Annotated in this window: 11 protein-coding genes and 1 other RNA gene; 7 read left to right on the forward strand and 5 right to left on the reverse strand. The window is 51.2% G+C overall.

The window, feature by feature from the left end; genetic code table 11:
• The first annotated feature begins 44 nt into the window (after window positions 1-44).
• From CWS43_RS03800 to amtB, 5 genes are all read left to right on the forward strand, one after another.
• On the forward strand, window positions 45-500 hold the full coding sequence (locus CWS43_RS03800) for an Lrp/AsnC family transcriptional regulator (protein WP_101075498.1): 456 nt from the start codon (window positions 45-47) through the stop codon (window positions 498-500).
• Window positions 501-636: 136 nt separating this feature from the next.
• The gene (locus CWS43_RS03805; protein WP_101075499.1) at window positions 637-2409 is read left to right on the forward strand and encodes a SmdA family multidrug ABC transporter permease/ATP-binding protein; all 1773 of its coding nucleotides are present in this window, start codon (window positions 637-639) and stop codon (window positions 2407-2409) included.
• The gene (locus tag CWS43_RS03810) at window positions 2402-4201 is read left to right on the forward strand and encodes a SmdB family multidrug efflux ABC transporter permease/ATP-binding protein (RefSeq protein WP_101075500.1); all 1800 of its coding nucleotides are present in this window, start codon (window positions 2402-2404) and stop codon (window positions 4199-4201) included. Before CWS43_RS03805 ends, CWS43_RS03810 begins: the two co-directional genes overlap by 8 nt.
• A 342-nt stretch (window positions 4202-4543) precedes the next feature.
• Complete coding sequence (gene glnK / locus CWS43_RS03815) at window positions 4544-4882, forward strand: P-II family nitrogen regulator (protein ID WP_009639071.1); 339 nt, start codon at window positions 4544-4546, stop codon at window positions 4880-4882.
• Between the two features lie 85 nt (window positions 4883-4967).
• Entirely contained in the window at window positions 4968-6257 is a 1290-nt protein-coding gene (amtB, locus tag CWS43_RS03820; RefSeq protein ID WP_101075501.1) for an ammonium transporter AmtB, read from the forward strand.
• Between the two features lie 128 nt (window positions 6258-6385).
• Here the strand turns inward: amtB and tesB are convergent, their stop codons facing one another.
• Window positions 6386-7252 (reverse strand): acyl-CoA thioesterase II, encoded by an 867-nt coding sequence (gene tesB / locus CWS43_RS03825; RefSeq protein WP_101075502.1) that lies wholly within the window; start codon window positions 7250-7252, stop codon window positions 6386-6388.
• Window positions 7253-7522: 270 nt separating this feature from the next.
• Here tesB and CWS43_RS03830 point away from each other — a divergent pair, with 270 nt between their 5' ends.
• The gene (locus CWS43_RS03830) at window positions 7523-8101 is read left to right on the forward strand and encodes a YbaY family lipoprotein (RefSeq protein WP_101075503.1); all 579 of its coding nucleotides are present in this window, start codon (window positions 7523-7525) and stop codon (window positions 8099-8101) included.
• Window positions 8102-8159: 58 nt separating this feature from the next.
• On the opposite strand, the gene CWS43_RS03835 is transcribed toward CWS43_RS03830, so the two are convergent.
• Window positions 8160-8468, reverse strand: a complete 309-nt coding sequence (locus CWS43_RS03835) for an MGMT family protein (protein WP_101075504.1) — start codon at window positions 8466-8468, stop codon at window positions 8160-8162.
• Window positions 8469-8661: 193 nt separating this feature from the next.
• On the opposite strand from CWS43_RS03835, the gene ffs reads away from it, so the two are divergent.
• Window positions 8662-8758, forward strand: an RNA gene (gene ffs, locus CWS43_RS03840) — signal recognition particle sRNA small type.
• A gap of 110 nt (window positions 8759-8868) precedes the next feature.
• On the opposite strand, the gene CWS43_RS03845 is transcribed toward ffs, so the two are convergent.
• The 3 genes from CWS43_RS03845 to CWS43_RS03855 all read right to left on the reverse strand — a co-directional run bounded on the left by CWS43_RS03845 (window position 8869) and on the right by CWS43_RS03855 (window position 12633).
• Window positions 8869-9291 (reverse strand): lysozyme inhibitor LprI family protein, encoded by a 423-nt coding sequence (locus tag CWS43_RS03845; protein WP_157825347.1) that lies wholly within the window; start codon window positions 9289-9291, stop codon window positions 8869-8871.
• Window positions 9292-9430: 139 nt separating this feature from the next.
• Window positions 9431-10780, reverse strand: coding sequence for an NCS2 family permease (locus CWS43_RS03850; protein ID WP_101075506.1), 1350 nt, complete (start codon window positions 10778-10780; stop codon window positions 9431-9433).
• 71 nt (window positions 10781-10851) lie between these two features.
• Window positions 10852-12633: an adenine deaminase gene (locus tag CWS43_RS03855; RefSeq protein WP_101075507.1), complete on the reverse strand. Its 1782-nt coding sequence runs from the start codon at window positions 12631-12633 to the stop codon at window positions 10852-10854.
• Window positions 12634-12730 lie beyond the last annotated feature (97 nt).

Consider the following 12730-nt stretch of genomic DNA (forward strand, 5'->3'; position numbering starts at 1 on the left):
CACGAAATGCTCTTTATATAGAAATATTTTCTCCGGGAGGCGCTTTGATAGATAAAATTGACCTTAAGTTGCTTTCACTGTTGCAACGAGATTGCACGCTTTCCCTGAACGAGTTGGCTGATTCTGTAAATCTCACGACAACACCCTGCTGGAAGAGAATAAAACGTCTTGAAGATGAAGGTATTATTTGTGGAAAAGTGGCGTTGCTGGATGGCGAGAAGCTGGGGCTGAGCCTGACCGCTTTTGTGCTAATCAAGACTCAACATCACAACAGCGATTGGTACCAGCGATTTGTACAGCAAGTCGAGGCATTCCCTGAAGTATTGGGATTTTACCGGATGGCGGGGGAATACGATTATTTACTGCAGGTTCAGGTTTCCGATATGAAAAGCTACGACAACTTTTACAAGCGACTTGTGAATGGCATTCCAGGGCTGAATGATGTGACCTCAAGTTTTGCGATGGAACGCATAAAATCGACCACCGTATTGCCAATTTAATGCAAAAGTTGCAGTAAAAAGTTTCATCAGAAACGCAGGTTAACTCTGGTATCCTTGTCGGCCTGAAGAGAAAACTGGTCTTAATGAAGGCCGTTTAACTCAATAAAATCATTATTATTTGTATGGAAAATTCTGCGTGAGATTGTTTGCACAATTAGGCTGGTACTTCCGTCGCGAATGGCGCCGGTATCTGGGTGCTGTGGCCTTGCTGATCATTATCGCTATCTTGCAATTACTGCCCCCGAAGCTGGTAGGCATAATTATCGATGGCGTGACGTCCAAACAAATGTCTTACGGCGTACTTTTCGCATGGCTTGGCCTGATGCTTGGCACGGCTGTTGTGGTTTATCTGCTGCGTTACGTCTGGCGTGTTTTGTTATTTGGTGCCTCCTATCAGCTGGCTGTCGAATTACGACAAGATTTTTTCCGTCAACTTAGCCGCCAGCATCCGGCGTTTTATCTGCGCCATCGTACCGGTGATTTGATCGCCCGGGCGACGAACGATGTTGACCGTGTCGTCTTCGCCGCCGGTGAGGGGGTATTGACGCTGGTGGACTCGCTGGTCATGGGGCTGGCGGTGTTGATTGTGATGGCAACTCAGATTAGCTGGGAACTTACGCTACTCTCTCTGGTTCCTATGCCCATTATGGCGATCATTATCAAACGCTATGGCGATCAGTTGCATTCCCGTTTCAAAACGGCGCAGGCGGCGTTCTCCTCACTGAATGATCAGGCGCAGGAAAGCCTCACCAGTATCAGGATGATCAAAGCTTTTGGGCTGGAAAATCATCAGTCTTCTCAATTCGCTGACGTTGCTGCTGATACCGGCGCTAAGAACCTGCGTGTAGCACGTGTTGATGCCCGTTTTGATCCGACGATTTATGTTTCAATTGGGATGGCTAATCTGCTGGCGATTGGTGGCGGAAGCTGGATGGTAGTCAATGGCCATCTAACGCTGGGTAGCTTAACCAGCTTTGTCATGTACCTTGGCCTGATGATCTGGCCGATGCTGGCACTGGCCTGGATGTTCAATATCGTGGAACGCGGAAGTGCGGCTTACAGCCGTATCCGCAGTTTGTTGCAGGAAGCCCCTGCTGTGGCTGACGGAACAAAACCGTTACCGGCTGGCCGGGCCGTGCTCGAAGCTCAGATAACCCGATTCCAGTATCCTGAAAATAATCAGTCTGCACTGAATTGCGTCGGGTTCTCCCTGCAACCGGGCAAAATGCTCGGGCTGTGCGGCCCGACCGGCTCTGGAAAGAGTACGCTTCTGGCTCTACTCCAACGTCAGTTCGACGTCACAGAGGGGGACGTGTGCTACCACGGGTTATCTCTTAAAGATATTCAGCTCGACGACTGGCGCGCGCGTCTGGCGATTGTCAGCCAGACACCTTTCCTGTTCTCCGACACAGTGGCGCAAAACATTGCACTGGGGCGTCCGGAAGCGACTCAGGAAGAAATTGAAGAAGCAGCGCGGCTTGCCAGCGTGCACGACGACATTCTGCGATTGCCCCAGGGATATGAAACCGAAGTCGGTGAGCGTGGCGTCATGCTTTCCGGCGGGCAAAAACAACGTATTTCCATCGCCCGTGCGTTGCTGATGAAAGCAGAAATCCTGATCCTTGACGATGCGCTGTCGGCAGTTGATGGCCGGACAGAACATCAGATCCTGCATAACTTACGGCAGTGGGGAAGTGACCGCACCGTGATTATCAGCGCACACCGCCTTTCAGCCCTGACCGAAGCGAGCGAAATTCTGGTCTTCAACCAAGGAAGAATTTCGCAGCGTGGCGATCACGAACGGCTCGTTGCACAGCCCGGCTGGTACCGGGATATGTTCCGTTATCAGCAGCTTGAGGCTGCTCTGGACGACGCGCCTCAGGAAAGGGAGGCGGAACAACGTGGCTGAACAAAAAACCAATAAAATTCAGAAGTTGTGGCCAACGCTTAAACGACTTCTCAAATACGGAAAACCTTACAGCAAGCCACTTTCCTATGCAGTCGTGATGTTGTGGGTTGCCGCTGCGGCGGAGGTGACCGGGCCCATTCTGATCAGTTTCTTTATTGATCACTATGTCGCGAAAGGGGAGTTGCCGTGGGGGAAAGTCAGCTTGCTGGCGCTTTGCTTTATCTTCCTGCAATTTCTTGCCGCAAGCCTGCACTATTTTCAGGCGTTGTTGTTTAACCGCGCCGCCGTCGGCGTGGTCCAGCGTTTACGTACCGATGTTATGGACGCCGCACTCCGTCAGCCACTCAGTGCATTCGATACCCAGCCGGTCGGGCAGCTTATTTCCCGCGTGACCAATGATACTGAAGTGATCCGCGATTTATACGTGACCGTGGTGTCGACAGTTTTACGCAGTATTGCCCTGATTGGCGCAATGTTGATCGCGATGTTCAGTCTTGACTGGCGGCTGGCTTCCGTTGCTATTTGCATTTTTCCAGCAGTATTTGTCGTGATGGGGCTTTATCAGATCTACAGCACGCCGGTTGTTCGCAAAGTACGCACTTATCTGGCGGATATTAATGACGGTTTTAACGAAGTCATTAATGGCATGAACGTCATCCAGCAATTTCGTCAGCAGAAAAGATTCGGCGAACGCCTTACGCGCGCCAGCCAGTCGCACTATATGGCACGTATGCAAACGTTGAGACTGGAAGGTTTTCTGCTGCGTCCATTGCTCAGCCTGTTTTCATCTCTGATTCTGTGTGGCCTGTTGCTGCTTTTCGGATTCAGTGCAGAAGGCTCAATCGGTGTGGGCGTGTTGTACGCGTTCATTAACTATCTCGGGCGCCTCAACGAACCGCTGATTGAACTGACTTCGCAGCAATCCATTTTGCAACAGGCGGTCGTGGCCGGTGAACGTATTTTCGATTTGATGGACAGAACCCAGCAACAATACGGCCCTGATGACAAATTACTCACCAGCGGGGAAGTTGAAGTCCGGGACGTCAGCTTTGCTTATCAGCAGGATAAATGGGTGTTGGAAAATATCTCCCTGCATGTTCCGTCGCGCGGTTTTGTGGCGCTGGTCGGGCATACCGGTAGTGGGAAAAGTACGCTGGCGAATTTGCTCATGGGATATTATCCGCTCAATAAAGGTGAAATCCGTGTGGACGGGCGCAACCTTGCGGACCTGTCGCATACCAGCCTGCGTAAAGGCATCGCAATGGTTCAGCAGGATCCGGTAGTGCTGGCGGAGTCGGTGTTCGCCAATGTGACATTGGGACGTGACATTGATGAGACTCAGGTCTGGCATGCGCTGGACATCGTGCAGCTTTCGCCGCTGGTGCGTGAAATGCCGGAAGGTCTGAATACGCGCTTGGGGGAACAGGGGAATAACCTTTCCGTGGGCCAGAAACAGTTGCTGGCGATGGCGCGCGTTTTGGTGCAGGCACCCGAGATTCTGATCCTTGACGAGGCAACGGCCAATATTGATTCCGGAACCGAGCAGGCCATTCAGCGTGCGTTACGGGCTATCCGTCAGCAAACGACTCTGGTGGTGATTGCCCACCGTCTTTCAACGATTGTCGATGCCGATAATATTTTGGTATTGCATCGGGGTAAAGCGGTTGAACAAGGCAGCCATTTCCAGCTTCTGGCGAAAAAAGGCCGGTATTATCAGATGTATCAGTTGCAACTTGCTGGGCAGGAACTGGCCTCCACCGGTGCGGTTATCTCAGCAACAGAAAACGTATAATCTTTCAGCTGGCGCCGTTTAATTGCTGCGCCAGTTCATTTCTTCCTGCCCTTTTAACCTTCCTTTTAACGTCCCCCGCACCTATTCCATGCAAGCAAAACACCCGGCTTTACTTTTGCTGCACTAAAAAGCAGCGCCAGGCACTTAAATGGTGCGCACAGAGTCAGGCTGAATATGCCCTCACAACTGTGCGCCGGGTCACGAATAATCCGAAAATGCCGTATTACGCGGGAATCGCATGAATATTTACGTGATTTCAACTCTGGCACACCCTTTGCTTTAACCATTCCGTATCGGGCGCGAGGTTTCTCGCGGCAAGCCCTTAATTCGAGGAGTGGCAATATGAAGCTGGTTACTGTGGTGATCAAACCTTTTAAGCTGGAAGACGTGCGTGAAGCACTGTCTGCTGTTGGAATTCAGGGGCTGACCGTAACGGAAGTTAAAGGTTTCGGCCGTCAGAAAGGTCATGCCGAACTGTATCGTGGTGCAGAATACAGTGTGAACTTCCTGCCAAAAGTAAAAATCGACATTGCTATCGCTGACGATCAGCTTGATGAAGTGATCGACGTGATCAGCAAAGCGGCCTACACCGGCAAGATTGGTGATGGCAAAATTTTCGTTGCAGAATTGCAACGTGTCATCCGTATTCGTACGGGTGAAACCGACGAAGCAGCACTGTAATTTCTGGCCTTTCTCTCTGATATAAATCGCGTTGATATAAATCAGTTTAGAAAAAACAGTTTTGAGAAACAGGGGTGGGTTAATAATGAAAAAACTTTTATCCATGATGGGGCTTGGCGCAGTTGCATTGCTGCCTTCGCTTGCCATGGCAGCAGCACCGGCAGCCGCAAACGGCGCTGACAACGCCTTTATGATGATCTGTACTGCCTTGGTACTGTTCATGACCGTACCTGGCGTGGCGTTGTTCTACGGCGGTTTATTACGTTCTAAAAACGTATTATCCATGCTGACTCAGGTTATTGTGACCTTCGCTTTAGTTTGTGTCCTGTGGATCCTTTATGGCTATAGCCTCGCATTCAGCGAAGGTAACGCCTTCTTCGGCGGTTTCAGCAATGTGATGATGAAAGGTATCGGCCTTGATTCTGTTACTGGCACCTTCTCCCAGATGATTCATGTTGCGTTCCAGTGTTCATTCGCCTGTATCACCGTAGCGTTGATCGTGGGTGGCATCGCTGAACGCGTCCGCTTCTCTGCAGTTTTGATTTTCACTGTGATTTGGCTGACTTTCTCTTACATCCCTATGGCTCACATGGTCTGGGCTGGCGGCTTCCTGGCGGCTGATGGCGCGCTGGACTTCGCGGGTGGTACGGTTGTTCATATCAACGCCGCTATCGCTGGTCTGGTGGGGGCATATCTGCTGGGCAAACGCGCAGGCTTTGGCAAAGAAGCGTTCAAACCACACAACCTGCCGATGGTCTTCACTGGTGCTTCAATCCTGTACGTGGGCTGGTTCGGTTTCAACGCCGGTTCTGCAAGTGCGGCAAGCTCCATTGCAGCCCTGGCATTCCTTAACACCGTTATTGCAACCGCAGGTGCAATCCTCTCCTGGACACTTGTTGAGTGGATGGTTCGCGGTAAGCCTTCTCTGCTGGGCGCAAGCTCCGGTGCTATCGCAGGTCTGGTTGCTATCACCCCGGCGTGCGGTACTGTCGGCGTAGGCGGTGCTCTGATTATTGGTCTGGTAGGCGGCATCACCGGCCTGTGGGGTGTGGTTACACTGAAAAAATGGCTGCGTGTGGACGATACCTGTGACGTATTCGGTGTTCACGGCGTGTGCGGTATTGTTGGTTGTCTGCTGACTGGCGTATTCACTTCCAGCTCTCTGGGTGGCGTAGGTTATGCGGAAGGTGTGACCATGGGCCATCAGGTCTGGGTTCAGTTCTTCAGCGTGTGCGTAACGCTGGTCTGGTCTGGCGTTGTGGCCTTCATCGGTTACAAAGTGGCTGACATGATTGTAGGTCTGCGTGTTCCGGAAGAACAAGAACGCGAAGGTCTGGATGTTAACAGCCACGGCGAAAATGCTTACAACCAATAATAAGATTTCAGAGAAAGTAGTGCGCTAACTCTCTAATTAAGTAGCATAAAACAGAAAAATAATGATGGTACGTAAAAGGGGCGATATTGATATCGCCCCTTTTTAATGTGTTTTTTGTACCGTAAATGTTATTCGGGCGTCCTTTGCCTTATCACGCCTTCCTGCACGGTAGACGCTACGAGCACGCCATCACGAGTGTAAAATTGTCCACGCACAAAACCACGGGCACCGGATGCTGAAGTGCTTTCTACCGCGTACAGCAACCAGTCATCCATACGAAATGGTCGGTGGAACCACATCGAATGGTCTATGGTGGCGACCTGCATTCCCGGCTCCAAAAAACCAATGCCGTGGGGTTGCAATGCGGTTGGCAGGAAATTGAAATCGGATGCGTAGCCGAGCAGATACTGATGAATACGCAGATCGTCTGGCATTTCACCGTTTGCGCGGAACCATACGGCACGGTGCGGCTCTTCTTTACTGCCTTTCAGCGGGTTATGGAATTTCACTGGTCGCATTTCAATCGGTTTATGGCCGATGAATTTCTCCCTGAATTTTTCCGGGATCAGATGTGCCAGGTTTTTTGCAATCTCAGATTCCGACACCAGTGATTCTGGCGGCGGGACGTCAGGCATGGTGTTCTGATGTTCAAAGCCGCTTTCCTGGCTTTGGAATGACGCTGTCATGTAGAAAATCGGCTTGCCGTGCTGAACGGCTTTGACACGGCGTGCGCTGAAACTGTTACCATCGCGCAGAATTTCCACGTCATAGATAATAGGCTTGCTGCTGTCTCCGGGGCGTAAAAAATAGCTGTGAAAGGAGTGGATGCCCCGGTCAACTGGCACCGTTTGCTTGGCGGCATATAATGCCTGCCCGACGACCTGGCCACCAAAAACCTGACGTAAGCCCAGATCTTCACTTTGGCCACGAAACAGGCCTTCCTCAATTTTTTCCAGATCTAGCAGATCCAGCAGGTTTTTTAGTGCCTGACTCATAGCGGCCTCATGAACTTTACAGGTGATTTCGACTTTTGTTGCTCAGGGTAATGCAGGCAGGAATCTTCTGAAATACGCCTTCACCTACAGGTCTAACCTCTTAATCATAGTGGATCTTCTGTTCGCTCAGAAGATCTGTTTGCCCAAAAATAGGAAAGCCTCAGATTTTTGTGCCATGATTAATGAGTAAGCTGGTTAAAGTCACTAAATTCATCGTCGGCGTTTATTACAGCTTGTCGACAAGCGACTAATAAAAAGGGAGTACGATCAATGAAACTTTGGCAGATAGTAGGTGGAACCGCGCTGTCTCTCACTCTTGCCGGGTGTGTGCAGAATCACGAAGCACCAGCGCAGCAACCCCCTGTTAATACAGCGGCCAGCCCGGCCACTGAACCTGCGATCACCGGCCCAAATGTGTCTGGTAGCGTGTTCATCAACCAGCGTGTGGCTTTACCGCCTGATGCGGTTCTGACAGTCACATTGTCCGATGCGTCCGTTGCGGATGCGCCATCCCGAGTAATTTCGCAAAAAGTGGCGAGGACTCAGGGTAAACAGGCGCCGTTCACGTTTATCCTGCCGTACAATCCACAGGATATAGCACCCAATGCCCGCGTTCTGCTGAGCGCTGCTGTGACTGTTAATGGTCAGATGACCTTCGTCACTGATAGTATCAAGGAAGTGATTAACCACGGTCAGGGTACTCGCGCCGACCTGCAGCTTGTGCCGGTTGTTGCCGTGCCTGTTGCCACTAAACCGGATGCTTTAGGTCCGTTGAGCAACCCGTCTAACCCCGGGCTGGGGACTTCACCAGCACCGATTAGCGCAGTGCCATCACAGTCAACTTACTGATAAAGTCCTGTTGGGCATCCAGGCACCGCTCCGGCGGTGCTTTTTTATGTGTACTGGCTCACCATTTCCAGCCGTATTTCTCTAAATCGACTTTGCCTTTCTTAAAGACAATCCCTTCAGCCAGCAGCGCCTGGCGCTGACGTTTAAAATCTTCTCCCTGCAGGGAAATTTCGCCATGACGGTTAATCACGCGATGCCAGGGAAGCGTGCTGCCTTCCGGTAGTTTTTTCAATACACCACCGACCTGACGTGCCGCTCGCGGGGATCCTGCGAGCTGCGCCACGTTACCGTACGTAGTGACTTGCCCGGTTGGGATGGCAGCGATAATCTGGAATACGCGCTGGCGAAAGTTATCGGGTTCCGACATGACATCCTCCTCAGTGTTTGCCGGACAGTATGACGTAAGAATTGGGGTTCTGTCCGGCCTGATTCAGGCGTATTGCTTAAGAAAACAACGGTTGTCGGCGGTTAACTTGCTTTTGCTCTGGTCATCACAGATAATGCCCACCGCTTCGATTCTCTTCGCAGAGAAACGGGGCCGACAACGACAATGGGGGCCCTGTTGGTTCTCCCGCAACGCTAACTTGTCAACTTGGTCAGGTCCGGAAGGAAGCAGCCATGGCAGGTGTCGTGTGTGCCGGGATGTAGCTGGCAGGGCCTCCACCATTTTGTCTCTAAGCACTGAGTCTTTTTGTGCAAAACTACTGACATCCCTTCTCAAAATCCGCTATTACAAAGCTATTTATCAACGACTTAAGCGCTTTCCGTCAGCCTTCCATATCTACGCTTGTTCGCAATTTGTATAATTCGATTGCCTTATCGCGAGTCACACGTAACTTCGCTTCTGACATGGTGATCCCCCAGATTGTACCGCTCTGCTGCCTGTAGAAGTTTTGCATCGCTTCCAGGTATGAGTCGCGATAATTGATCCACGCAATTTGAGATTTTTTCAATGAGGCTTGAAACTCCGCCGGTTGCTCAGCTAACAGCAGTTTGTATTGTTTGTTCAACTGAGCATCCCATGCTTTCAGCCCGGTGTTGTAACAGTCGATGCTGGCCAGAGTGCTCTCCGCTTTATTCGTACAGTCCGCCAGTTGGTCATCCAGATCCTTACCGAAATCATTTTTTGCTAAAGCTGCCGTGGATGCAGTACTTCCTAACAACAATATGGCGATTATAGTTTTTCTCATTTTGATATCCGCTATTAAACCGTGACGTTTAGTATTCCTTTGTACTGGCATTGAATGTACAAGAATATTTAACGTTTTAAAAACTGCTTAACGGGTACTTATCAAAACTCGCGGATATGCAGGTTTAGCGCTATCTGCCTCAGTGCTGTACCAGCGTGGCGAAGTAGTACACCAGCGGAACAGCCAGAATATAAAGCCCCAGGGGGACTTCCCGCGCTTTACCCGCGACTATTTTGATGATGATGTAAAACAATAATCCCCCCGCGATACCCGTACCAAAGCTATTGGAAATCAAAGTAGTCATGATCATCAGCAGCACCGGCAGAGCATCAGTGAAATTCGCTAAATCGACTTTACGTAAATTACTGAACATGTTCAGACCGATAAGAATCAGGGCAGGGGCTGTCGCTTCTTTGGGGATCATTAATGCGATCGGTGTAAACAACAGCATTAGCAGAAACATGACGGCAGCTGCAAGCGCCGTCAGCCCTGTTTTACCTCCAGCTTCAGCAGCGGCTGAGGATTCGATCAGCGCTGTTGCAGCAGGGATGCCAACAATCGGGCCAAGTGCGGCAGCAATAGAATCAACCATGAAAGGCCGGTTAATGTGCTTCATATTACCCTGTTCGTCGAGCAATCCGGCTTCGCCACCGACAGCCAGCGTGGTGCCCATTGTCGAGAAGAATTCTGAGGCGAAGAAAATGAACAGGAAAGGCAGAAAAGCGATATTCAATGCGCCAGCAAGGTCTACTTTGGCAAACAACGGGGTGACGGAGTGGGGCAAAGAAATCCACTGTGCGGGGAGATGCGTCACACCAAAAGGAATGCCTGCGACGGTTGCCAGTAAAATAGCCCAAAGGATAGCCCCGGGAACCTTACGCGCCTGTAGTCCCACCGCAACCAGTAAGCCGAGAAGGGCAATCAGTGCGCCCGGAGCGGTAAAATCGCCTAATCCCAGCGCATGAGTTTTCGCATTTGCCATCACCAGCCCGGCATTACGAAAACCGAGAAGAGCAACGAAGATCCCTATTGATGCGGTCAGGCCAAGCTTGATCGACTGTGGTACAGAGCGGGTGACGATTTCCCTCAGTCCGAAAACAGTCATGACGAAAAATAAAATGCCTGACCAGCAGGCGATACCTAACGCGACAGGCCAGGTAATGCCGTCACCCGCAAGCGTGATCCCCACCAGCACGGAGCCTCCAATGCCAGGGCCAACCATAAACGGCAGATTGGCGTAAAGCGCCATCAGAAGCGATCCCAGTACAAATACCAGGATGACGCCCGTGGTCGCAGCGCCTTTATCCATGCCGCTGACTGCCAGTAAGCCGGGAATGACAACCAGTAAATAGGCCGCTGCCAGAAACCCTGTTATGCCAGCCAGACATTCGGTTTTTACTTTAGTCTGGCGCTGAAGTAACTGAAAGCGGCGTTCCAGCCAACTTTCGGCAGTTGCAGGTGTAACATTTTTCACCGAACTTTCACTCATACAAACTCCCCTGAAAATGTTTTTATAATGTTGTGTTTACTATCATTTTTGTGTTTTTAGGCCGGAACGACTCAGGCATTATCGGGCCAGACTTCCAGAACCGGATTGACGATTTCACGCAAACTGCCGTCAGTCAGCCCGAGGTCAGTCAGATGTGGCCCTGCATTACAGGCCAGACAGGTTCCTTCAATAGCTTTGAAAACCCGGTAAGGCGGTTCCCAGTCGGCGATCTGTGTGCTGAGTTCACGCAGATTCTTAAATTCTTTCGCCAGCCGTTCTGCCGGTAAATCGGAAAGCATCCCGGCAATTGGCATTTCAACTTGTGCCAGAAGTTTGCCATGCTGGCTCAACGCCATTCCGCCACCGCTGGCGATCAGTTGATTTGCCGCCAGTGCCATGTCTGCAGGTTCACGCCCGATAACCACCAGATTGTGGGCGTCATGCGAGTAAGACGTTGCAATCGCGCCGCGCAGTTCTCCCCATCCTTCCAGCAGAGCCATTTGCGGTGCTGCATCGTGGCGTCCGTGGCGATGCTGTACCCAAATCAGGCTGAAACCTTCAGGAACCTGAACCGTACCTTCCTGTACGCTGACCGTGACTTCGCTCCATTGGGTAAAACGCGCACCTTTGATGTTACGCAGGCGTGCCTTACCGTTGTTCAGACCCGGAATTTTCAGCCGGAAGCTGTCTTCGCTCAGCGGCGCAAGGTGCATCGTGTTTCGGGGAGGAACGACGTTACTGGCGGCTGGAAGAGTGAACAGAAGTTTGCCTTCTTTTGCCACGCAGGAACCGGCGACGTAAACGGCGTGTGGATGGAGCGTTTCCAGTGAGTCAAAAGCGATAAGATCTGCTGTCCGTCCGGCAGCAATCAGCCCTAAATCTGAGCGCTGCATACGGATTGCCGCATTGAAGGTTGCCATTCTCAACACATCTTCCGGGCGAAAACCACAGGAAATCAGCAATCTGATGAGTGCAATCAGCCCCCCTTTTTCGAGCAGATGATCGGGCGGTACATCGTCTGTGCAAAGTGTGATTTGAGAAGAAAGGTGCGGGAGTGCCAGCAATGTTGCTGCGATGTCGGGCAGGAGATAAGGATGCGAACCACGAATTTGCAGTGTCAGGCCGGCGCGCAATTTCTCCAGAGCATCTTCTGCGGAGGTCAGTTCATGATCGGAGGTTACGCCCGCCGCCAGATAAGCCTGTAGCTGTTCGTCTTTCAGGCCGCGAGCGTGGCCTTCAATAAGTTTGCCGCTATTAAGGCCAGCGTCGAGGATCTCAAGCATCCGTTCACTGTCGTTAAGCACGCCGTACATGTCCATGACTTCGGCAACGCCAGCCACTTCCGGCCAGCTCAGCATGGTTTGCATTTCCTGACCTTTAAAATCAGCCCCCGACATTTCCAGTCCCGGCGTTGAAGGCACGCTGGAAGGGGCCGCACAAATCACCCGTAATGGCAGATTTCGGCTCGATTGCACTGCATACTGAACGCCTGCAACGCCCAGCACATTCGCCAGTTCGTGAGGATCCCAGAACACCGTTGTCGTACCTTGTGCAACGACAATCTCAGCATATTTTTCAGGTGTAAGGTGAGAACTTTCGATGTGAACATGGGTATCGATGAGGCCTGGTGAGAGATAACTTCCAGATAAATCATCAACGTTTTCTGTTTGTGTGAATCTCCCACGGGGATGAACGCTGGAAATCATACTGCCGGTGAGCCCGACATCGGCTTCACGAACTTCCCCCGTGACCATATCGATAACCTTTGCATTAATCAGCAGACGGTCAAAGGGGATTTTCCCTAATGCGGCGTGGACGGCCCGCTGGCGCAGGGAAGCGATGTTATCGGTCATGTCAGTACCTGAATTTGTACGATGATGGGGCTAATGTAAGGAGAGGGGGGGACTTTGCACAGATGAATTAATTTATCCGTTTATAAGATGCGGTTAT

The sequence above is a fragment of the Rahnella sp. AA genome (assembly GCF_002834385.1).
GTDB lineage: Bacteria > Pseudomonadota > Gammaproteobacteria > Enterobacterales > Enterobacteriaceae > Rahnella.

Bases quoted from the DNA above. Each gene is read 5' to 3' on its own strand.
- glnK (WP_009639071.1), top strand. From the start codon at position 4,544: ATGAAGCTGGTTACTGTGGTGATCAAACCTTTTAAGCTGGAAGACGTG.
- amtB (WP_101075501.1), top strand. From the start codon at position 4,968: ATGAAAAAACTTTTATCCATGATGGGGCTTGGCGCAGTTGCATTGCTG.
- tesB (WP_101075502.1), bottom strand. From the start codon at position 7,252: ATGAGTCAGGCACTAAAAAACCTGCTGGATCTGCTAGATCTGGAAAAA.
- CWS43_RS03830 (WP_101075503.1), top strand. From the start codon at position 7,523: ATGAAACTTTGGCAGATAGTAGGTGGAACCGCGCTGTCTCTCACTCTT.
- CWS43_RS03835 (WP_101075504.1), bottom strand. From the start codon at position 8,468: ATGTCGGAACCCGATAACTTTCGCCAGCGCGTATTCCAGATTATCGCT.
- CWS43_RS03845 (WP_157825347.1), bottom strand. From the start codon at position 9,291: ATGAGAAAAACTATAATCGCCATATTGTTGTTAGGAAGTACTGCATCC.
- CWS43_RS03850 (WP_101075506.1), bottom strand. From the start codon at position 10,780: ATGAGTGAAAGTTCGGTGAAAAATGTTACACCTGCAACTGCCGAAAGT.
- CWS43_RS03855 (WP_101075507.1), bottom strand. From the start codon at position 12,633: ATGACCGATAACATCGCTTCCCTGCGCCAGCGGGCCGTCCACGCCGCA.